Source organism: Thalassobius sp. Cn5-15, assembly GCF_022347685.1.
GTDB lineage: Bacteria > Pseudomonadota > Alphaproteobacteria > Rhodobacterales > Rhodobacteraceae > Thalassobius.
Genome location: NZ_JAKRGF010000003.1, coordinates 253,719 through 274,160 on the forward strand (window position 1 = coordinate 253,719; position 20,442 = coordinate 274,160).

Here is a 20,442-nt window from a genome sequence, read left to right on the forward strand (position 1 = left end):
GCGCGCTTCCTTCATCTGGGGACGCTAAATGACACAGATCCAAGTAGGCATCATCATGGGCAGCCAATCTGACTGGCCCACCATGAAAGAGGCCGCTGATATTCTCGACGAGTTGAACATTCCATACGAGGCTAAGATCGTCTCGGCCCACCGCACGCCGGACCGGCTGTGGGACTACGGCAAAAAGGCCGTGGATCGCGGGCTGCATGTGATCATCGCGGGCGCAGGCGGCGCGGCACATCTGCCGGGCATGATGGCCAGCAAAACTCGCGTGCCGGTGATCGGCGTGCCGGTCCAGACCAAAGCACTGTCGGGGGTAGATAGCCTCTACTCCATCCTGCAGATGCCACGCGGGTTCCCCGTTGCCACCATGGCCATCGGTGCAGCGGGGGCCAAAAACGCGGGGCTAATGGCCGCCGGCATTCTGGCCAACAATAACGCCGATATCGCTGCACGTCTGGACGCCTGGCGCGATGCGCTGTCGGCCTCGATCCCGGATGAACCTGTCGATGAGTGATATGCTGAAAACCGGTGCTACCATCGGCATTCTGGGCGGCGGGCAACTGGGCCGCATGCTATCTGTAGCCGCCTCCCGTCTTGGGCTGCGCACCCATGTGTTTGAGCCCAGCGCCAACCCTCCTGCGGCAGATGTGGCCCACCAGTTGACCACTGCCAACTACGAAGATGAGGCCGCCCTGCGTGCCTTTGCCGAAACCGTCGATGTGATCACCTACGAATTTGAGAACATCCCCACCTCGGCCCTTGATGTGCTGGAAGCCCTGCGCCCGATTCGTCCGGGTCGCGAGGCGCTGCGCGTCAGTCAGGACCGCCTGACCGAAAAAACCTATCTGGCCGCTCTGGGCCTGAAGACAGCGCCTTTCGCCAATGTCGAAAGTGCCGAGGATCTGGAACGGGCTCTCGCCACGATCGGTGCGCCGTCGATCCTGAAAACCCGCCGCTTCGGCTATGATGGCAAGGGGCAATCGCGCCTGAAATCACCCGAAGACGCCGTGCGAGCGCTGGCCGATATGGCAGGTGCCCCTGCGGTGCTGGAGGGGTTCGTGACCTTCAGCCACGAGGTGTCAGTCATCGGCACCCGCAGTGCGGATGGGCAGGTTGCCTGCTTCGATCCCGGTGAAAACATCCACCGCGATGGCATCCTGCACACGACAACTGTGCCTGCACGCCTCAACGCGTCGCAGCGGATGGATGCAGTTCTGCTAACCGCAAACATTCTCAATGCGCTGGATTATGTCGGTACCATGGGGGTGGAGCTGTTCGTGACACCCGAAGGTCTGATCGTGAACGAGATCGCGCCGCGCGTGCACAACTCCGGCCACTGGACGCAAAACGGCTGCGCGGTGGATCAGTTTGAACAGCACATCCGTGCCGTTGCAGGCTGGCCGCTGGGCGATGGCAAGCGTCACAGCGATGTGGTGATGGAAAACCTGATCGGTGACGATATGGACCGTGTGGGTGACATCGCGCTGGAACCCAACGCCGCGCTGCACCTTTACGGCAAGGCCGAGGTGAAAACAGGTCGCAAGATGGGTCACGTGAACCGCGTGCAAACGTCGGCGAAGGGTTAAGCCCCTCTCAATAAAATTATCGCCCGACCGCAGTGTCGGGCGGTACGTTACCTCATAAAACGCTCAGCCACAGCACCGCTGAGGTAGGTGATCCGCCCAGCCGCTATCGTTGCACCGATACGGCCCTGATCATCCAGCACGAGCAAATCAGCACGTTTTCCCACGCTCAGTTCGCCCCGATCCTGCAAGCCTAACAAAGCCGCAGGGCCAGACGATACCATTGCCCAAGCGCGTTTCAATCCAACCTCTTCCGCCAACATCAAGGCCGCCTGTCGTGGCGCGGGGTAGTGGTAATCCGACGCCAGCGCATCCCCCAGCCCCTCACGGATCAAATCGGCCGCGCTGACATTGCCGGAATGGCTGCCGCCACGCACCACGTTGGGCGCACCCAGCACCGCGCCATCGGTCGCCGCCTCTGCCGCTTCGCGCGTTTCGGGAAACTCGCTGATCGTCACGCCGCGCGATCGCCACAACGCGCGCCCTTCGACCGTGTTGTCATCATGGCTGCCCAAGATCACGCCTTTTGCTGCCAACCGCGCGGACAGCGCTGCAACCGCCTCTTCCGCCTCTGCCATTCCGGCGTGCAGACCCTGCATCAACGCCAGATGCGCCTCTGGGCTGCGGCCACCTTTCAGGGCTTGGCCCGTCAAACGCGGCGGCTTCTTGCCCTTGGCCAAAGCCTTGTGCGGCAGGTGATCGTTAAACACGACATACGGCACCGCATGGTCGGTCACCGCCTGCTCAAAATCTGCGTAATCGGCCAGCATCGCATATTCAAACCGCAACTGAACCCGCAGATCAGTGCCAACGCCCTGATATCCCTGCAAAGCGTCCAGAAACCGCAGGGCGAAGCCACGCCCGCGCATACCCCCTTCCCATGACCAGAACTGCGCCAGCGTCGCTGTGGTGATGCCGTTTGCCGCCAGTTCTGCCTCGGCACTTGCCAAACCCTGCGCCAGGTCCTTCATCACGCCGCGACGGGGAGCAAGGTGGCGTTCAAAGCCGTCACCGTGAATATCCACGATGCCCGGCACTATGCGATAGCCGCCCAGATCAACATAGCGACCCACTGGCTCTGCGACCAACAGGCCGCCGTCCATTGACAGCGCACCTACCTGCAAACCATCAGGGCGCAGTACCTCTGCCCCGGCCAATGTCAACTGCATCTCTGCCCCTTCTACGCGTCGTTTGCGATACGAGGGATTAGCCTTTCTCAGGCAGACGGCCCACCGCTTCAGTCCAGGTCATCGCCCGATCGAACGCCCCGTTTTCGATGAATTCCAGCGTCTGGGCAAGGACCATTGGGTTGTTCATCATAAAGGTATGGGTCACCGGCAGCACCATATGGTCGCTCATCCCAGCGATACGGGTCGAATCAACAGACACCTTGCCGTCATCCTCGCCATCAATCAAAGCCGAGAAGACAGGGTTGATCGATTGATTTCCGGCAATCACGCCCAGCTCAAACTCCACTGGCGGCAAATGAGAGGGGAGACCGCGCTCACCGGTGCGCAATTGCAGGCCAGCAGGGCCATTGAACCATTCAAACGCGTCCAGCTCACCCAAAACATCCACCAGTTCGGTGCCCTTATTGGGCGGCGACAGCATCACTACACGGCCCAGATCAGGCTGCGGATGCGCGGCCAGCCAGACCTGCACCAGAATACCGCCCATCGAGTGGGTCACCACATGCACCTTTTCCCCGGGCGCCTCCGCCTCACAGGCTGCCAGCGCCTGCGGCAAGGTATGGGTGGCCAGATTGGCAATCGTTTCCTCGGTCGAGGGGTAGCCGGGGTTCACCACTTCATAGCCGTGGCGCTCCAACACCGCCTCCATCACGATGAAGGACGCATCGGTGCGCGCCAGCCCGTGTAACAAAACCACGCAGTCCGCGCGGGCAGGCAATGTCGTCATCAGCACCAGTAGCGGCGCCAGCATCCAGCGAAACGTCTTGGTCATCATGGAAAGATAGATAGGTTGCAACAGCGCCTGCGTTAAGGCCCAGCGCCCGGTTCCAGTGCAAAATGATCCCGTTCGGCAGGTTTAAGCGCATGAAACCGGCATTGGTGCCGCGCTAGTGCAACCGATCCGCCGACAAGAGCGGCGGCACCCAATGCAGCAGTGCATCCGCAACCCGCTGATGATAGGCGCCAGAAATTACGGTCATCGCCCCATGCGCCCCATCAAGGTGCAGGAACATAGGACGGTCGCTGAACAGATCCGGCGGCACCCGCAAAAGAGGCACAGCCCCAAGGCCCAGTTCAGCCAGACGGTACTTGGTCAACCCTGCCGCCCGATCGCCCAAGCCGGTGTCCATACCATGATCCACCCACAGAAAAACAAGCGGTGTCCGGTAGAGGCGCATCAGATCACTTATGTGGTGACGCCACGCCTGCTGCAGCCCCCTTTGAAGACGACGGTGCGCATAGACATCTTGCCGTTGCAAGCTGGTCATCAGATGACCGACAAAAGAAAAGCGGGTAAAATCCACCTGCGGAAACAGCTGCCGCAATGGCGCAGCAGGGGCCAGAAACCGGTCGTTGCGACGCGGGTGCACCTGAAAATATGGGTTGCTGCGGTACTGGGGCCCCATAAGTTGCAACACAATCAATCCCGCGCTACGGGCGTGCTTCAACACCACCGGATCACGCGCCAGCGTATCCCATCCGGCACTAAATACGCCCAGATTATGAACACTTAGGCCTGATTTACGCGCAAACCGCTGCGTAAAAGGCCGTGCCACATAATCGCCAAACGTCTCACTCCCACCCAGAAACAGAATGGACGACGCTTGTGCTTTGCCCTGAAAGCGTGCGCCCGCCACTGCATCCACAGGGCCACGAAATCGCAGGGCACTGCCCCGCACAGACAGCCCTTCTTCGCGGAGGGGCGCGGCCAGTTGAAATCCCATAGACATATTGTTCCCACCTTCTTCGTAAGTGCATCGCGCCCAAATCCTGCCCACAGATCCCACCATCAGGCGCCGTTTCGTTTTCACGCGATTTTGTTGCGAAACCCCTAACGTCGACCCTGCACAGCACTGTCTGGTTAAAAATGCCTTTCCGCAGCGTCGCTCTGCCCTTGCGGCCAGAGGGCCATCACGCCTATGGTTTGCGCAACAGAGTCAAAAGGGTGGATCTATGGAGATTCAGAAAATCGGCGTGATTGGCGCCGGTCAGATGGGCAACGGGATTGCGCATGTGATGGCGGTTGCTGGCTATGACGTCCTGCTAAACGACATCAATCAGGACGCGCTGGACAAGGCCGTAGCAACGATTTCGCGCAATCTGGATCGTCAGGTCAGCAAAGAACAACTAAGCGCTGAGGCCAAAAATGCGGCAATGGCGCGGATCAAGACAACGCTGCAACTGCCAGATCTGGGCCAAACCGATCTGGTGATCGAGGCGGCAACCGAACGTGAGACGGTGAAGCAAGCGATCTTTGATCAGCTTACCCCGCATCTGCAACCACACACGATCTTGACCTCAAACACCTCTTCGATCTCGATCACCCGTCTGGCCAGCCGCAGCGATCGGCCGGAGAAGTTCATGGGCTTCCACTTCATGAACCCGGTGCCACTGATGAAACTTGTGGAGCTGATTCGCGGCATTGCGACGGATGAACCTACCTATAAGGCCTGTCTGGGCATCGTCGAACGTCTGGATAAAACCGCCGCCAGCGCCGAGGATTTCCCCGCCTTTATCGTGAACCGCATCCTGATCCCGATGATCAACGAAGCGTGCTATACCCTTTATGAAGGGGTGGGCAACGTGGCCTCGATCGACAGCGCTATGAAGCTAGGCGCCAACCACCCGATGGGACCGCTACAACTGGCGGACTTCATCGGTTTGGACACCTGCCTGGCCATTATGAACGTGCTACACGACGGTCTGGCAGATACCAAGTATCGCCCCTGTCCGCTCTTGGTGAAATATGTCGAGGCTGGCTGGCTGGGCCGCAAATCCGGCCGCGGTTTCTATGACTATCGCGGCGACACGCCGGTGCCGACGCGCTAACCGGTACGGCATTTAACGCGACAACGCCCCGATCCTCTGGTCGGGGCGTCTTGTTTTTCTGGCCCGCTTTCGGCCAGTGAGCATCACCCCTTCAGGGACAGCGTGTGATTCCTGAGCCACGCGATGAATCCACGCGGATCCGACGCCAGTCGTTCCATCTGCTGGTCATCCAGCACATCCCCCACGATGGGGCGCTGCGGTTTATTACAGCTATGCACAATTTCATGCAGCAACAGACCCTGACGCAAGGTGGCCGACAGGCGGTTGGCAATCTGATACCAGCGCGAGTTCTGGCCCTGAAAACGGATCGGCACCACCTTGGCCCCCGACCGACGGATCAGTTGCGCGGTGAAGACGTTCCATTCACGCTCATGCACTGTGCCAAACATCGTGTCAGATGAAGCAACAACGCCAGACGGAAACACCGTCACAACGCCGCCAGCCTTCAGGTAGGCCATGGCAGCCGCGCGCATCTCCACGCTTTTGCGCTGCGCATCCTCTTCGTGCGGAAAGGGAACGGGGATCAGGTAAGACGACGCCACCTCATCAATACCTGTCAACAACGCCCGTGTAAGGATACGGTAGTCAGGACGGCGCCGACCGATCAACTCAGCCAGAACCATACCATCAACCAGACCATGCGGATGGTTAGCAACGACGACGACAGGGCCGGTTTCGGGAATGCGATTGATCTCATCCTGCGGGGTTTGCAGCGGGATGCCCATCACGTCCAATACAGCCTTCCAGAAGGCCTGCCCTTCGGGCGCGCCTGCTTTTTCAAACCGGCGCACCATACGCAGGATCGACAGTTTGCCAGTGAACCATTCGATCGTTTTGATCGCCAGCGTCTGAGCGCCACTGTCAAAAGAGTTGGCATAGGTCAGAGAGCGACGATCATATGTGATCGGCGCCTCCCCCGGCGCTGTGTCTGGGATCGCGTTGTTATGGGTGCTGTCGACCAAAATAGGCCTCTTACGTATTTACCAATTCTGCGGCAGATCGGGCGCTTTGAGGCGCCCGCGGCCCTTACATTTCTTCGCCGAAACGGTCGGCAACCAAAGCCTCAATCGCGTCCGCAAGTGCGTCCGCGTCAGCACCGGAGGTCTGCACCTCTATCATGGTGCCCTTTGAGGCGGCCAGCATCAACAGTCCCATGATGCTATCACCAGATGCAGACATGCCATCTTTGGACACCTCTGCGGATGCGTCAAATCCCTCAACAACCTCAACCAATTTGGCCGAAGCGCGGGCATGAAGCCCCTTCACATTAATGATCTCATGCTGTCGCATGTGCTGTGCCTCCCCTGCTCAGCGATCTAACGATAGTCTTTCAATGGTCTTTTCTAACGATCTGACTGTCTATGTACTTGCGCCCTGCTTCCGTTGCAGTACGCACGGCATCCGCCACGGACAATTGGCGGGTTTTGGCCAGTTTGATCAGCATTGGCAGATTCGCCCCATACATGATCCGGCGATTGTCCGGCTGACACGCGCGCAGCGACAGATTCGACGGCGATCCGCCAAACATGTCGGTCACCACAACCACACCGTGGCCGGTATCCACACTATCAGCCGCGGCACAGATTTCACCCTGCTTGTCCGCGCGATCGTGGTCTGCTTCGATGGAAATGGCCACGATACCAGGTTGGTGGCCTACAACATGTTCAATGGCTGCCAGATACTCTCTGGCCAATCCCCCATGCGCAACGATGACGATACCGATCACCTTGGCGTCCTTATCCTTGATCCACTGCCGCACGAGTGCCATACGACGAGGCGCGTTCCAACTCGCGATGCCTAGTTGACACCTGCCAGCCCCGGTCTGCAAGAGCTTGCGCCATCTTTTCCGCAATTGCAACCGAACGGTGCTGGCCGCCGGTACAACCAAACCCAATCGCGAAATGCGCCTTGCCCTCATCGCGGTAAGCAGGCAACAACAGCTCCGCCATTCCTAGCGTTTGTTCAAAAAAGGGCTGATAACGCGGATCGTCGCCAACATAGGCCGCAACCCCAACACTAGTGCCGTTGAGGCCACGCAGCGCAGGCTCCCAATAGGGATTGCGCAGGAAACGACAGTCCAACACCATATCCACCCCACGCGGCAGCCCGCGTTTATAGCTGAAGCTGTTCACCGAAACCGCCAAACGCGCGCCCACCTCAGGGGTGATCAGGCGCGCGACCTCTGCCTTCAGATCATGCGGGGTCAGGTCCGAGCTATCTATCAAGATCCCCGCACGGGCGCGAATCGGCACCAACAGATCCAATTCCCGCTGCACGCCCTGATGCGGGCTTTCGGCTGGGGCCAACGGATGGCGGCGACGGGTTTCAGAGAACCGGCGCAACAACACATCCGCATTACAATCAATGTACAGCAGTTCCGGCGTCACGCCGGGCAGCGCCTGCAGGTTATCAAGCGTCTCAATCAGCGCATTGGCAGAGAAGTCACGGTTGCGCACATCCAGCCCCAGCACCAGATCGCGAGCAATGGGCGGACCGTCCAGCAGGCGCGGCAGCAGGCTGAGCGGCAGGTTATCAATCGCTTCAAACCCCAGATCCTCCATCGCGTGAATCGCCGTGGACCGGCCCGCGCCAGAAGGTCCAGTCAGTAGGATGATACGTTGATGTTGATCACTTTTCATGTCGCGTGACACTCCCTCAGGCCCAGCGGCCCGCCTTCAAAAACTGTATGAGGGCAGGCACAAAATGCGGTCCATCCACATTCTGCACCAAAGGCACCGTGACACCCAAGACGGTAGTAGTACGCTGAGACGGCAGGCGCTGATCCTCATAGACACTCAGATCCACATAGGCCGCGACCTGCGCAGGCCCAACAGCGACCGCGTTCAAAATCCCGAGATTGCGCGCCTCAATCCGTCCACGAATCGCCTGCGGAGCATCTGCCATCAGATGCCCCCCTTCCACCCAGAGGCAGCAGCGGTCGTCAGCTACCAGATCAGCCCCAAGTGCCAACAGTTCCAGAGAAAGTGTAGATTTACCACTGCCGGACGGGCCGGTGATGATCAAGGCGTGCCCCGCCAGCGCCACGGCGCTGGCGTGTTCTATATGACAGTCCTGATCCGCAGGCCTCAATGGATCAGATCGGCAGGCCGACCACGAAACGGGCGCCCAGCGGTTCAGACATCGGATCGGCATCGGTGGGACGAATGTTTTCCGCCCAGATCACGCCGCCATGCGCCTCAACAATCTGTTTCGAGATCGCAAGCCCAAGGCCAGAATTGTTACCAAACTGGTTTTCGGGCCGTTCCGAATAAAAACGTTTGAACACTTTGGTCAGCGCCTGTTCAGGGATACCGGGGCCGGTATCCTCAACAACAATCAGCACGCGATTGTCACGCTGACGGGCCCAGACACGGATAGCATCCCCCTCTTCGCAGAAAGAGATGGCGTTGGTGATCAGGTTCACAAACACCTGCGCCAGTCGCGCCTCAAGCCCCAGCATCTCTATCGGGTCTTTCGGCAGATCGGTGATGAAGTCGATACCATCCTCACCCGCCTGTTGACCCAGATATTCGCTGAGGTTGCCCATCATCTTCATCAGATCGAAGGGTTCCTGCTCTTCTTTGACCAGTTCACTGTCCAGACGCGAGGCATTGGAAATATCGCTGACCAGACGGTCCAGACGGCGCACATCATGGTCGATCACGTCGAGCAGCTTTTCGCGGTGCTCTTCTTTCTTGACCATGCGCAGACTACCCACAGCAGAGCGCAGCGAGGCGAGTGGGTTCTTAATCTCATGCGCGACGTCAGCGGCGAATTGTTCGTTGCTGTCGATCCGATCATAAAGGGCAGAAACCATGCCACGCAGCGCGCCAGACAGCCGGCCGATTTCATCGGGGCGTGCGGTCAGATCAGGAATGCGGATGCGGCCACCGGCCTTCTGACTGTCATCGCGAGCACGACCCAATTCTGCGGCCGCGGCCAGATCCGACAAGGGGTTGGCAATGGTTGACGCCAGAACAAGGCTGAGGCCGATCGACATCAAGGTGGCGATCAGGAACATCTGCAGCACACGCTCTAGCTCCTCGCGATGTTGCTGGTCAATCTCACCGGCGGCGGAACTTAAGGCAACAACACCCAAAACCTGACCATTGTGTTGAACGGGTGTCGCGACTGTGTAGACAGTGCCGCCGTCGGCAGACATGCCGCTGGACACAACAGTGCCTGCCGTCAACGCCTGTTCTGACAAGGCGACGGCGTAGTCGGCGACGCCGGGCAGATCAGATGCCCTATTTGGCTGGAACGGGGCTGCGAGTTTACCCCAAACCCAGGACAGGCTGTCGACGATCACAGTCGATCCCGGCTCTGCAATCGGCAGGGTCTGATCCACACCGCGCCCTTCGATGCTGGCGATAACCTGCGCGTCGGTATCGGTCAGGAACAGTGACAGGCCCGCGTTCAGGTCCAATCCTTCCAGCGTGCGACTAACATCGGGTTCTCCACCACGTTGAAGCCGTTCAGCCGCTTCTGGGAGCTGGACCTCAACCACATCGGCGATCAGTTCCGCTTGTGCCAACAGCGCATTACGCCGTTCCACCGCCAGATTATCCTGCGACGTGGACAGCATCAGCACCCCCACAACGAGGAAGTTCAGCGCGATCAGATTGAAAAAGATAATCTTGCGCGTCAGCGGCGACCGATTCAGGGACAGCAATCCACGACGATTACGGCGCGCCTGCATTTCCTTTTCGACAATCGCCTCCGGGGCGACGAAATCGTCCCCCAGAACAAGATCTCCGTCCTGACGCGCCGCTCTTTGGGGCAAGCTCATTCCTTCAACCAGTGCCATCACTCTTCGTTATACCGGTAACCAATACCATAAAGTGTTTCGATTGCAGAGAAGTCACTGTCGACTGTGCGCATCTTCTTGCGCAAACGCTTGATATGGCTATCGATGGTACGGTCATCCACGTAGACCTGATCATCATAAGCCACATCCATCAACTGATCGCGCGACTTCACGAAACCGGGGCGCTGCGCCAGCGCCTGCAGCAACAGAAATTCGGTCACGGTCAGGGTCACATCCTGGCCCTTCCAACTGACCGAATGACGCAACGGATCCATCCGCAGTTCACCGCGCTCCATCACCTTCGTCTCTTCGGTTTCGGCGACAACATTACCGCTGACCGCATCCTGACGGCGCAGAAGCGCCCGGATGCGCTCCACCAGTAGACGCTGAGAAAACGGTTTTTTTACATAGTCGTCCGCGCCCATACGCAGACCCAGCACCTCATCGATCTCATCATCTTTGGATGTGAGGAAGATAACCGGCATGCTGGTTTTCTGACGCAAACGTTGCAACAGATCCATGCCGTCCATGCGCGGCATTTTAATATCGAGAACAGCCATATCGGGGAGCTTTTTGTTGAAAGCATCCAGCGCCGATTGGCCGTCGTTATAGGTTTCTACCTCAAACCCTTCTGCTTCGAGGGTCATGGCGACGGATGTCAGAATATTCCTGTCATCGTCCACAAGGGCGATCTTGGACATCGGAGTTATCCTCTACTGCTTTTCTTGCCTGTTTTTTGACACATTATGCCCAAACTTGGTTAGGGCAATCAATCGAAATCGGCGAATCACATGGGGTGGAGATTCGATTTCACCGTGATTTCCTCAATAGATGGCTAATTTGTCTCACATTTTGCGGGACGACCGGTGTCGATAGGAAACTTTCCGCTACGTAGGTGGCGTTGATTGCGCTAAAGCATCAATGGTTGCGCTAACTGGCAAAACCCGCCTGTTCCTTCACATAACCGACATGTTAAAGGACGCCCCATCGGGTGTGTCGCCCGATCTGGCACGAAAGCCGAGTTTCGTGCCGAGTGGTTAAAATCATCCACGCCCTATGCGCGGACACAGGAGCTTAGCAATATGACATTTGGACGGGTAAACCCGCAATTCCAGCTAGAAGATCAGGGGATCACTGGGCTGGGCGATGTCTACTACAACCTGATGGAGCCGGCCCTGATTGAGGCCGCCCTGAAGAATGGCGAAGGCAAACTGGGACAAGGCGGGGCGTTTCTGGTCACCACCGGTAAGTTCACCGGTCGTTCGCCCAAAGACAAACATGTCGTAAAGACCGCCGATGTTGCAGACAAAATCTGGTGGGAAAACAACAAAGCGATGTCGCCCGAAGGCTTTGACGCGCTACACGCCGATATGCTGGAGCATATGAAAGGCAAAGACTACTACGTACAGGATCTGATCGGCGGCTCCGACCCCGAACATTCGATCAACGTGCGTATGGTGACCGAGCTGGCCTGGCACAACCTCTTCATCCGTCACCTGCTGCGCCGCCCCGAACGTGAGGCACTGAACAGCTTTGTGTCGGACTTCACCGTCATCAACTGCCCCAGCTTCAGCGCAGATCCTGAACGCCACAACTGCCGTTCGGAAACCGTGATCGCGATGAACTTTGAAAAGAAACTGATTCTGATCGGTGGCACCCAATACGCTGGTGAGAACAAGAAATCTGTCTTCACCCTGCTGAACTACCTGCTGCCTGAAAAAGGTATCATGCCGATGCACTGCTCGGCCAACCACGCAATCGGCAACCCTGTCGACACCGCGATCTTCTTCGGTCTGTCGGGTACCGGCAAAACCACCCTGTCCGCCGATCCCTCGCGCACCCTGATCGGTGACGACGAACATGGCTGGTCGGATCGTGGCACCTTCAACTTTGAAGGCGGCTGCTACGCCAAGACCATCGGCCTGAACCCCGAAGCAGAGCCCGAGATTTACGCCACCACGTCGAAGTTTGGCACCGTCATCGAAAACATGGTCTTTGATGAAGAGACCTTTGAACTCGACTTCGAAGATTCGAGCCTGACGCAGAACATGCGCTGCGCCTACCCTCTGGAGTACATTTCAAACTCCTCCGAATCGGCACTGGGTGGTCACCCGAAAAACGTGATCCTGCTGACCTGCGATGCCTATGGCGTTCTGCCTCCGATCGCACGCCTGACCCCAGCGCAAGCCATGTACCACTTCCTGTCCGGCTTCACCTCGAAGACCCCCGGCACAGAACGTGGTGTGGTTGAGCCTGAACCGACCTTCTCGACTTGTTTCGGTGCGCCCTTCATGCCCCGTCGCCCGGAAGAGTACGGCAACCTGCTGCGCGAAAAGATCGCCAAGCACGGCGCAACCTGCTGGCTGGTCAATACCGGCTGGACCGGCGGCGCATTTGGCACCGGTTCGCGTATGCCGATCAAAGCAACCCGTGGCCTTCTGACCACAGCGCTGGAAGGCACCCTGAACGAAGTTGAATTCCGCAAGGACGACAACTTCGGCTTCGACGTGCCGGTTTCGGTTCCCGGTGTAGACACTGCCCTGCTGGATCCGCGCCAGACCTGGGCCGACGCCGCAGCCTATGACGCACAAGCTGCCAAGCTGGTAGGCATGTTCGCCGACAACTTCGAACAGTACCTGCCCCACATCGATGATGATGTGAAAGCAGCAGCCATCGGTTAAACTGACCTGAATGACCGAGATAGAAACGCCCCGACCACAAGGCCGGGGCGTTTTTTATTGTAAGATCAGCCAGCGTGATCCGGATCGAGCGGCACATGCATCACATGGCAAAGGTCGCGTTGCGCCATCCAGACCATATTGCAGGCAATCTGAGCCTCCTGCCCCTGAACCGCCCAGTTCAAACAATAGGGATCGCTGTGCATATACCCCTCCCTCTCGGCCAGACCACGACGGGCGGTAGGGCGTTTGATGAAACCGAACAGATGATCGGGATCCCAGTGCAGCATCGCCATCATAAAGGCATAGCGCGCCAACAGGTCAATCAACCCGCGACCGCGATAAGCCGGATCATCGGCCAGCCACATCTCGCCATGATAGGCAACACGCCCCGTAATCATCGCCGCCCCCGGCCCCGGCTGGAACCAAGACCTTTCCAGATCCAGATCCACCCCACCGGGAGGGAAATCGACAAACCGCTGGCTCAGATAGGCCCCAAGGGTCTGACCACACAGGTCCAGCAGCCTCAACGCTTGAGTGTGCAAAACGCGACCATCTTTGCCGCGCCCAACCACCCAGATGACATTCGTTTTGGGCAGAAAGCTGCGGCGAGGATCAAAGGGTGGGCTGAGCGGCTGCTCCGATCGATGGGTTGCGATAATTTCCGCAAACTCGTCAAAACTATCCCCCACGGTCAGGTTCATATCACCAGCCACCAACCGCTGGGTAATCGCAGTAACATGGCGGGCACTTTCACAGACATCTTGAATTTTCATTTGGGTCTCTCCTGTCATTAAACAGAGGATCAACTATACCCAAGATTGTGAGTCGTTACGCCTATACACTTAATCAGGTGTCAGATCGTCCATAATAAGCGAGGCTGGCATACGTTCGATTTCTTCCTGCGACAGACCATGGATGCGCAGATTATGACTACGCACCACCAGCGACGCCAACGCAAAGCTGCCATCAGGATAGCGACAGCCTAACAGCAGGCGTTTAAAACTGATCGGCTCATTCATCCCAAATTCGCCACGGTCCATACGAGTGTGGACGTGGTCATAGCGCAACCCGCCTGAGGCGCGAATTTCCTCAAACGGTTGGTGCAGCTGAGCCGCATGGGCCTGCCCACCGGGCAACAAGGGCACCTCACGGCCAATGGCGCTATATTCCCAGCGCTGGCCATACCAGCTGGCATAAGAGCTTTTGCTGCCGACACCTGAACAGACCCACCCGACCGAGGCACGGCGAAACACCATCAAAAAGTCACGGATAGGCGCCAGCGCCTCATGGGTAATGTCACCACAGGCCGCTGCCCAGCATTGCACCGCCGCGCGCAGGAGGGCGGATTCATCAGACCATAAATCCCCCAGCCCGTGCTGCTGTAGATAGAAGTACCAGCCGTCCTGAGGTGTCTTAAAAATATGGTAGAGCCCCTCGCGATGCCCCGCTTCGTTGTTCAGCCAGGCCAGCCCGCGTTCCTGCAGATCCTGCGCTTCTTGCAAGGCGTGGCGCCCCGCCTCTGACAGGTGATATTGGCGGTCATCGACCAGAAACAGACGTTCGCCCTTGATCTCCTCTAACGTGGCGATGTGGCGGCGCACGGTTTGCCGTGTTGACCCCAGTTGTTCCACTGCACGTGAGAGGTTCAAAGTCCCCGCCAGCGTGGTAAATGAGCGCAGCATTTCAAACAGCAATGGGTGATTCTTCAGTTCAGCCATAGCAAACCCATGAGTTGCAGAAGTTCCGGTGGATACCCGACAATGGTTAACAGCCGCTTGATGCCCCAGCTAAAGACACATCGAAGCCCTATTTTTTATGACGTTAGGTTAGTGGTAAATAAATCATACATCAATGGGTGATTTGCATAACCTATCCGAGAATTTCTAATCAATTGATTGAAAGCTATGGTGAATAATACTTCTTGTGGTAGTCCACTCACAGGAATAACCACATGTCGCACCCAGTAGATATCCACGTCGGTAAAAAACTGAAAAACCTGCGCGTTCTGCGCGGTCAGACCCAGACCGATGTTGCCAAAGGCCTGAACATCTCTTTCCAGCAAGTGCAGAAGTACGAGCTGGGCCGCAACCGCATCTCGGCCAGCAAACTGTATGAGATTGCCAACATTCTGAACGTACCCCCGGCCTATTTCTTTGAAGGCCTGGATCAGAACGCTGATTCCACCTCGCCAGTAATTGACGAGGAAACCGCGCGCATCGCGGCTGTCTTCGGCAAAATTCAGGACGACCGCCTGAAAGCGCAGATCCGTTCGTTCATCGACGCGGTGGCGGGATATGTGCCTGCGGAAACCGCCTCTAACAACTGATCCAGAGGCGGCATTTCCGCCTTCTCAGTTGACCAAATACAGAACCGGACGGGCGGTGGGGCGCCTGTCCGGTTTTTCTTATCCCAGCAGCGCGCGCCGCATCAGGTTCAGCGCCGCGATCAGCAGAACCACCAGTGTCACCTTTTTGAACGCTGCCTGATCAATACGTTCATGCAATTGGAACCCGACCCAAGTGCCAAGCAGCGCAGGCACCAGCAGACTGGCGGAAAACACAACAGTATCTGCACGCACCACGCCAGATTTGATGTGCGCCAGAAACAGCACCAACGCGCCTAGACCGTAGATCACCCCCTGAATACGCAGCTGTTCTGACTTGGGCGTTTCCAGTGCGGTCAGATACATCACCGTTGGCGGCCCCCAAACACCCGAAACACCACCAATCGCGCCAGCCAATAGCGCAATCAGCGCCTCAACCAAACCGCGCCCGTTGGTGGGCAGACGCAATTGCGCACCCGCCAGCTGGATCAGCGCAAACCCCGTCACCGGCACCGCAATTAACAAAAGCAGCGTGTCAGGATCCACCAGACGGACCAATTGTGCACTCAGCACAATGGCAGTGCCCCCCACCAACATGAAAACACGGAACCGCTTCATCGACTGCCAAGCCGCCGCGCGTCCCTGCCGCAGCGCCTGCCAGCCATTTGTGGCCAAGGTGGGCAACATCAGACCGGCCAGCGCCAGTTCCGGCGATATTACACTGCTGAGGCCGGAAATCAGGATCATAGGCATGGCAAATCCTACCATGCCCTTAATCACCCCAGCCCCCAGAGCGATCACAAAGGCCAGAAGGTAAGTTTCGAAACTGAGAAGAGCAAAAAGGATATCCATAGTGCCTGATATCATGTTGCTAGCGTGAACGCGGAGAAATTCGAGGCGGTAACTTTAGGAAAGTTACAAAATGACGTTCGGTATTTTTGTTGCGCTGCAGTTGCGAAATAGATATGCACAGTGCAGCAAAAAAAGGATTTGATTCATGGCTCATGATGGACAGGACCTGACGATGACGCAATCTGCCCTCCTCCCCGATCTGTTGAAACTGACCGGCGCGGCGGTAGCCCCGGTTGAAGCACTGCTGGAAACTGCGACCATCCGCGTGCGCGAAACCGTTTCCAAGGAAGGTCGTGTCTCAGGCGCACTGCTGGAAGAAAACCAAACCGCAGCGCATGGCCTGGCGTGGCTGGCGACCTATGCCTTTTCACTGAAGCAAATGCAGGCCTGGGCCGAAAAACTGTCCGGCGAGGGCAAGTTTGGCAAGATGGAACAGCTGATCCACCAGATCGCCTTCGGGGAATACCTGTGGCAGGTTTACGGCGGCATCCCGATGAGCCAGAACGAAATCATCCGTCTACAGGATCTGGGTCTGACCCAAGATGAAATGCGCGGCCTGATGACGCCTGAGGTGATGACCCTGTGCGACGGCGGCAACTCGCAAGCCGCGCGTGCGGCACTGGTCGATCTGATGCAAGACAACGCCGGTTTCGCCACCTTCGGCACCACCGGTCTGGACGAAGATCTGGAAATGATCCGCGACCAGTTCCGCCGCTACGCAGACGAACGTGTCGCTCCCAACGCTCACGAATGGCACCTGAACGACGAACTGATCCCGATGGAGATCATCGACGAACTGGCCGAAATGGGTGTCTTTGGTCTGACCATCCCAGAAGAGTTCGGTGGCCTGGGTATGTCCAAGGCGTCGATGGTGGTTGTGTCCGAAGAGCTGTCGCGCGGCTATATCGGTGTTGGCTCCCTCGGCACCCGGTCCGAAATTGCCGCAGAGTTGATCCTGGCCGGCGGTACAGATGAGCAAAAGGCACAGTGGCTGCCGAAACTCTCCAGTGGTGAAACCCTGCCCACCGCCGTCTTCACCGAGCCAAACACCGGTTCTGACCTCGGCTCTCTGCGTACCCGCGCGGTGAAAGGTGAGGATGGCGATTACACCATCACCGGCAATAAAACATGGATCACCCACGCAGCGCGGACCCACGTGATGACTCTGCTGGCGCGCACCAACCCTGAAACCGACGACCACAAAGGCCTGTCGATGTTCCTGGCGGAAAAGACCCCGGGCACCGACGAAAACCCCTTCCCCACCGAAGGCATGACCGGCGGTGAGATTGAGGTGCTGGGCTATCGCGGCATGAAGGAATACGAACTGGGCTTTGACGGCTTCAAGGTGAAGGGTGAAAACCTGCTGGGTGGCGTCGAAGGTCAAGGCTTCAAGCAGCTGATGAAAACCTTTGAAGCGGCCCGCATCCAGACCGCCGCCCGCGCCATTGGTGTCGCTCAGAACGCGCTGGAGGTTGGCATGCAATACGCCAACGACCGCAAGCAGTTCGGCAAGTCGCTGATCAACTTCCCCCGTGTGTCGGGCAAGCTAGCAATGATGGCGGTCGAAATCATGGTTGCGCGTCAGCTGACCTACTTCTCCGCTTGGGAAAAAGACCACGATCAGCGCTGCGACCTAGAGGCTGGCATGGCCAAACTGCTGGGTGCACGTGTGGCCTGGGCGTCCGCGGACAACGCACTGCAGATCCACGGTGGCAACGGCTTTGCACTGGAATATCAGATCAGCCGCATCCTGTGTGACGCGCGGATCCTCAACATCTTTGAGGGTGCTGCTGAAATTCAGGCACAGGTGATTGCCCGCCGCCTGCTGGGCTAAGCCCGCACAGCATGTGAAAAGCGAAAACGGCGCCCTCTGTGGCGCCGTTTTTGGTTTGAGTTTTTTGGAACATTGAAAGGGCGCGCACGGTTAGTCCGGCACGCAGATCTGCCCCTTCAGCGCGGCCTGTGTGGTGCGTATCAGCAACCCCGCGATAATCACGCAAAGGACAGCCAACAAGACGGTGCCAAAGACCGCATGCGCCATGCTGCCGGTGCCAGACGCAAAAGCGAAACTGGCGAGCGTGACCGCGGCAAACGGAAAGCTCAACGCCCAGAAGCTGAGCGCAAAAGGCAGCCGCAGAATGCGTGGCAGTTGCAGCACCACCAACAAGGTGAAGAAGTAAGCCGCATTGATCAGGAACCGCGCCACCGCATCCACCTCGCCCGATAGGCGCAGCCATGCAAGAAAGGCAACCGCAGGCGGTGCGATCAGGATGACCAGCGTGGGCTGCAAACGTCCCGGCAGTGGATCGTGAAAGATCAGACGATTCATCACCAGCGCCAACAGCACGATCCAGAACAGCACCCCGACGGACCAGAAGTACCAGCTGATCTCAACATGCCCCAGCGACACCCCTGCAATGGGGACAAAGACATTGCCAACGGCCGGAATAAACCACGCGGGGCTCAGCTGGCCCGCTTGAAACGAGCGTGCTGAAATCCAGCCAGAGATCACCGCCAGCGTCGCGCCGCCCTGTAGCACCATACCGATCATCCACAGCCATTCCGCCAGAACGATATTGCGGGTCATACTGGCCACCCCCAACAACAACAGCGAAATCGGTATCGCCGAGAAAAAGGCCATTTTCACCGGATGGCACCATTCGGCCTGCACCGCGCGCGGATATTGCAGCAGTTTCGCCAGATAGCCCATCAACAGCAGGAAGAAAGCAAAGCCCGTGAGGTAATAAAGCGTGTTCGCCACGCCCAGACCCAGCCCATAGTGGTAGGATCCCGCCTGCACCGCCAATGTCAGGCCAGACATGCCCATGATGGTCGCAAAAATGGTGATCGGGAAATGTTCCAGATTGCTGTGTTGCAACTCTGCTCTTTGGTCTGTCATGTCAGCCCTTTCTTTGATCTGCGGGTGACATTCCGCAAACCGCATATTTATCGTCCGCTTTGTGCCGCAAGACCTATGCCAGATCAAGGCACACGGATTGCGACAAAAGCAACCTTTGGCAGCCTCTCATCCCTTCACAATCTGCTGGTTCATGCATCGCACAAAGGAAAAAGGGCCGGTGCAATAACCGGCCCTTGGGGCTGTTTTACGGAGGCCCAGCGTTCTGCGGCACTTGGTTCAGTGTTTTTATTTAAGGCCAGTGCCTTACTTCAGCGCCTTGTCAGTGATCGCATGGGTCCATGCGCCCGTCGGTGCAGCGGTGATCACCGGATCAGACCCACCCGACATCAGGCTGGCGACCGTACGCTCATAATCCGCCGGATCCAACGCACCGTTGCTGCCTGCAGTCAGCTTCGCAACCTCCCCCATCATACGGATTTGGTGTTCTTCGGTCTGAGCGCCGGAGGCATCGTTATCGAGCACGATCAAAGCTGCCTCTTCAGCGTTTTCCTCAGCCCACTTCCAGCCCTTCATCGAGGCACGGACAAAACGCACCATCTTATCTTCGAACGCCGGATCTTTCAGGTTCTCTTCCAGAACGTACATGCCATCTTCCAGCGTTGCGACACCCTGATCTTCATACTTGAAAACCACCAGATCGTCAGGCGTCAGGCCCGCATCAATGATCTGCCAATATTCATTATAGGTCATGGTCGACACACAGGCTGCCTGCCCCTGCAGGATCGGGTCCACATTGAAGCCCTGCTTCAACACGGTCACGCCACCGTCGCTACCATCGGTGCCAAGACCCAATTTGTTCATCCAACTGAGGAAGGGATATTCATTGCCGAAGAACCAGACGCCCAACGTTTTACCAGCGAAGTCCTCAGGGCTGGAAACCCCCGCATCCTTACGGCAGGTCAGCATCATGCCAGACGATTTAAACGGCTGGGCAATGTTGACCAGCGGCAGGCCTTTCTCACGGCTGGCGAGTGCTGACGGCATCCAATCAAGAACCACGTCGGCGCCACCGCCGGCAATCACCTGTGCAGGTGCAATGTCGGGACCTCCCGGTTTGATAGTGACGTTCAGCCCCTCGGCCTCATAGAATCCTTTGTCCTGCGCGACGTAGTAGCCCGCGAACTGCGCCTGCGTGACCCATTTCAATTGCAGTGTCACATCATCTGCCGCCTGAGCCATGCCCGCCCAGACACCCATGGCTGCAACGCTTAGGGATTTGATCATCGTTTTCATCTCATACACTCCTTGTTGTTT

21 protein-coding genes are annotated in these 20,442 nt (G+C 57.8%); 6 read left to right on the forward strand and 15 right to left on the reverse strand.

What is annotated here, in order from left to right:
• The first annotated feature begins 28 nt into the window (after positions 1–28).
• Both purE and MHM86_RS09395 read left to right on the forward strand, forming a co-directional pair.
• A complete protein-coding gene (gene purE / locus MHM86_RS09390) occupies positions 29–517 on the forward strand; it encodes a 5-(carboxyamino)imidazole ribonucleotide mutase (RefSeq protein ID WP_058317096.1) in 489 nt (162 codons plus the stop codon).
• The gene (locus MHM86_RS09395; RefSeq protein WP_239198302.1) at positions 510–1,589 is read left to right on the forward strand and encodes a 5-(carboxyamino)imidazole ribonucleotide synthase; all 1,080 of its coding nucleotides are present in this window, start codon (positions 510–512) and stop codon (positions 1,587–1,589) included. The genes purE and MHM86_RS09395 overlap by 8 nt, the downstream gene beginning before the upstream one ends.
• Positions 1,590–1,636: 47 nt before the next feature.
• On the opposite strand, the gene MHM86_RS09400 is transcribed toward MHM86_RS09395, so the two are convergent.
• From MHM86_RS09400 to MHM86_RS09410, 3 genes are all read right to left on the reverse strand, one after another.
• On the reverse strand, positions 1,637–2,755 hold the full coding sequence (locus tag MHM86_RS09400; protein WP_239198305.1) for an alpha-D-ribose 1-methylphosphonate 5-triphosphate diphosphatase: 1,119 nt from the start codon (positions 2,753–2,755) through the stop codon (positions 1,637–1,639).
• Between the two features lie 37 nt (positions 2,756–2,792).
• Positions 2,793–3,572 carry an esterase/lipase family protein gene (locus MHM86_RS09405; protein WP_370644111.1) on the reverse strand — a complete coding sequence of 260 codons (780 nt, stop codon included), beginning with the start codon at positions 3,570–3,572 and terminating at the stop codon, positions 2,793–2,795.
• A gap of 91 nt (positions 3,573–3,663) precedes the next feature.
• Positions 3,664–4,506, reverse strand: a complete 843-nt coding sequence (locus MHM86_RS09410) for a DUF6473 family protein (RefSeq protein WP_239198308.1) — start codon at positions 4,504–4,506, stop codon at positions 3,664–3,666.
• Between the two features lie 223 nt (positions 4,507–4,729).
• On the opposite strand from MHM86_RS09410, the gene MHM86_RS09415 reads away from it, so the two are divergent.
• A complete protein-coding gene (locus MHM86_RS09415) occupies positions 4,730–5,605 on the forward strand; it encodes a 3-hydroxybutyryl-CoA dehydrogenase (RefSeq protein ID WP_239198311.1) in 876 nt (291 codons plus the stop codon).
• A gap of 83 nt (positions 5,606–5,688) precedes the next feature.
• On the opposite strand, the gene MHM86_RS09420 is transcribed toward MHM86_RS09415, so the two are convergent.
• From MHM86_RS09420 to MHM86_RS09450, 7 genes are all read right to left on the reverse strand, one after another.
• Positions 5,689–6,567 (reverse strand): lysophospholipid acyltransferase family protein, encoded by an 879-nt coding sequence (locus MHM86_RS09420; protein ID WP_370644112.1) that lies wholly within the window; start codon positions 6,565–6,567, stop codon positions 5,689–5,691.
• A 64-nt stretch (positions 6,568–6,631) separates the two neighbouring features.
• On the reverse strand, positions 6,632–6,895 hold the full coding sequence (locus MHM86_RS09425; protein WP_239198314.1) for an HPr family phosphocarrier protein: 264 nt from the start codon (positions 6,893–6,895) through the stop codon (positions 6,632–6,634).
• Positions 6,896–6,935: 40 nt separating this feature from the next.
• Positions 6,936–7,331 carry a PTS fructose transporter subunit IIA gene (locus MHM86_RS09430; protein ID WP_239198660.1) on the reverse strand — a complete coding sequence of 132 codons (396 nt, stop codon included), beginning with the start codon at positions 7,329–7,331 and terminating at the stop codon, positions 6,936–6,938.
• Positions 7,332–7,341: 10 nt separating this feature from the next.
• Positions 7,342–8,244, reverse strand: coding sequence for an RNase adapter RapZ (gene rapZ / locus MHM86_RS09435; RefSeq protein WP_239198317.1), 903 nt, complete (start codon positions 8,242–8,244; stop codon positions 7,342–7,344).
• A 16-nt stretch (positions 8,245–8,260) separates the two neighbouring features.
• A complete protein-coding gene (locus tag MHM86_RS09440) occupies positions 8,261–8,695 on the reverse strand; it encodes an HPr kinase/phosphorylase (protein WP_239198320.1) in 435 nt (144 codons plus the stop codon).
• A gap of 4 nt (positions 8,696–8,699) precedes the next feature.
• Positions 8,700–10,412, reverse strand: a complete 1,713-nt coding sequence (locus MHM86_RS09445; RefSeq protein WP_239198322.1) for a sensor histidine kinase — start codon at positions 10,410–10,412, stop codon at positions 8,700–8,702.
• Positions 10,412–11,113 (reverse strand): response regulator transcription factor, encoded by a 702-nt coding sequence (locus MHM86_RS09450; protein WP_239198325.1) that lies wholly within the window; start codon positions 11,111–11,113, stop codon positions 10,412–10,414. Before MHM86_RS09450 ends, MHM86_RS09445 begins: the two co-directional genes overlap by 1 nt.
• Before the next feature lie 381 nt (positions 11,114–11,494).
• Between MHM86_RS09450 and MHM86_RS09455 the strand changes: the two genes are divergently transcribed.
• Complete coding sequence (locus MHM86_RS09455; RefSeq protein WP_239198328.1) at positions 11,495–13,093, forward strand: phosphoenolpyruvate carboxykinase; 1,599 nt, start codon at positions 11,495–11,497, stop codon at positions 13,091–13,093.
• Between the two features lie 65 nt (positions 13,094–13,158).
• On the opposite strand, the gene MHM86_RS09460 is transcribed toward MHM86_RS09455, so the two are convergent.
• On the reverse strand, positions 13,159–13,866 hold the full coding sequence (locus tag MHM86_RS09460; RefSeq protein ID WP_239198331.1) for a hypothetical protein: 708 nt from the start codon (positions 13,864–13,866) through the stop codon (positions 13,159–13,161).
• A 69-nt stretch (positions 13,867–13,935) separates the two neighbouring features.
• The gene (locus tag MHM86_RS09465) at positions 13,936–14,811 is read right to left on the reverse strand and encodes a LysR family transcriptional regulator (RefSeq protein ID WP_239198334.1); all 876 of its coding nucleotides are present in this window, start codon (positions 14,809–14,811) and stop codon (positions 13,936–13,938) included.
• 233 nt (positions 14,812–15,044) lie between these two features.
• On the opposite strand from MHM86_RS09465, the gene MHM86_RS09470 reads away from it, so the two are divergent.
• Complete coding sequence (locus tag MHM86_RS09470; protein WP_239198337.1) at positions 15,045–15,419, forward strand: helix-turn-helix domain-containing protein; 375 nt, start codon at positions 15,045–15,047, stop codon at positions 15,417–15,419.
• Positions 15,420–15,497: 78 nt separating this feature from the next.
• On the opposite strand, the gene MHM86_RS09475 is transcribed toward MHM86_RS09470, so the two are convergent.
• Entirely contained in the window at positions 15,498–16,268 is a 771-nt protein-coding gene (locus tag MHM86_RS09475; RefSeq protein ID WP_239198340.1) for a sulfite exporter TauE/SafE family protein, read from the reverse strand.
• 145 nt (positions 16,269–16,413) lie between these two features.
• Between MHM86_RS09475 and MHM86_RS09480 the strand changes: the two genes are divergently transcribed.
• Positions 16,414–18,102 (forward strand): acyl-CoA dehydrogenase family protein, encoded by a 1,689-nt coding sequence (locus MHM86_RS09480; protein WP_239198343.1) that lies wholly within the window; start codon positions 16,414–16,416, stop codon positions 18,100–18,102.
• A gap of 90 nt (positions 18,103–18,192) precedes the next feature.
• Here the strand turns inward: MHM86_RS09480 and MHM86_RS09485 are convergent, their stop codons facing one another.
• Both MHM86_RS09485 and MHM86_RS09490 read right to left on the reverse strand, forming a co-directional pair.
• Positions 18,193–19,167: an SLAC1 anion channel family protein gene (locus MHM86_RS09485; RefSeq protein WP_239198346.1), complete on the reverse strand. Its 975-nt coding sequence runs from the start codon at positions 19,165–19,167 to the stop codon at positions 18,193–18,195.
• Positions 19,168–19,431: 264 nt separating this feature from the next.
• Positions 19,432–20,421 carry an ABC transporter substrate-binding protein gene (locus MHM86_RS09490; protein ID WP_239198349.1) on the reverse strand — a complete coding sequence of 330 codons (990 nt, stop codon included), beginning with the start codon at positions 20,419–20,421 and terminating at the stop codon, positions 19,432–19,434.
• Positions 20,422–20,442: the final 21 nt, after the last annotated feature.

Bases quoted from the DNA above. Each gene is read 5' to 3' on its own strand.
- MHM86_RS09425 (WP_239198314.1), bottom strand. From the start codon at position 6,895: ATGCGACAGCATGAGATCATTAATGTGAAGGGGCTTCATGCCCGCGCT.
- MHM86_RS09450 (WP_239198325.1), bottom strand. From the start codon at position 11,113: ATGTCCAAGATCGCCCTTGTGGACGATGACAGGAATATTCTGACATCC.
- MHM86_RS09400 (WP_239198305.1), bottom strand. From the start codon at position 2,755: ATGCAGTTGACATTGGCCGGGGCAGAGGTACTGCGCCCTGATGGTTTG.
- MHM86_RS09485 (WP_239198346.1), bottom strand. From the start codon at position 19,167: ATGACAGACCAAAGAGCAGAGTTGCAACACAGCAATCTGGAACATTTC.
- MHM86_RS09395 (WP_239198302.1), top strand. From the start codon at position 510: ATGAGTGATATGCTGAAAACCGGTGCTACCATCGGCATTCTGGGCGGC.
- MHM86_RS09410 (WP_239198308.1), bottom strand. From the start codon at position 4,506: ATGTCTATGGGATTTCAACTGGCCGCGCCCCTCCGCGAAGAAGGGCTG.
- purE (WP_058317096.1), top strand. From the start codon at position 29: ATGACACAGATCCAAGTAGGCATCATCATGGGCAGCCAATCTGACTGG.
- MHM86_RS09470 (WP_239198337.1), top strand. From the start codon at position 15,045: ATGTCGCACCCAGTAGATATCCACGTCGGTAAAAAACTGAAAAACCTG.
- MHM86_RS09455 (WP_239198328.1), top strand. From the start codon at position 11,495: ATGACATTTGGACGGGTAAACCCGCAATTCCAGCTAGAAGATCAGGGG.
- MHM86_RS09415 (WP_239198311.1), top strand. From the start codon at position 4,730: ATGGAGATTCAGAAAATCGGCGTGATTGGCGCCGGTCAGATGGGCAAC.
- MHM86_RS09480 (WP_239198343.1), top strand. From the start codon at position 16,414: ATGGCTCATGATGGACAGGACCTGACGATGACGCAATCTGCCCTCCTC.
- MHM86_RS09475 (WP_239198340.1), bottom strand. From the start codon at position 16,268: ATGGATATCCTTTTTGCTCTTCTCAGTTTCGAAACTTACCTTCTGGCC.
- rapZ (WP_239198317.1), bottom strand. From the start codon at position 8,244: ATGAAAAGTGATCAACATCAACGTATCATCCTACTGACTGGACCTTCT.
- MHM86_RS09460 (WP_239198331.1), bottom strand. From the start codon at position 13,866: ATGAAAATTCAAGATGTCTGTGAAAGTGCCCGCCATGTTACTGCGATT.
- MHM86_RS09445 (WP_239198322.1), bottom strand. From the start codon at position 10,412: ATGGCACTGGTTGAAGGAATGAGCTTGCCCCAAAGAGCGGCGCGTCAG.
- MHM86_RS09490 (WP_239198349.1), bottom strand. From the start codon at position 20,421: ATGAAAACGATGATCAAATCCCTAAGCGTTGCAGCCATGGGTGTCTGG.
- MHM86_RS09465 (WP_239198334.1), bottom strand. From the start codon at position 14,811: ATGGCTGAACTGAAGAATCACCCATTGCTGTTTGAAATGCTGCGCTCA.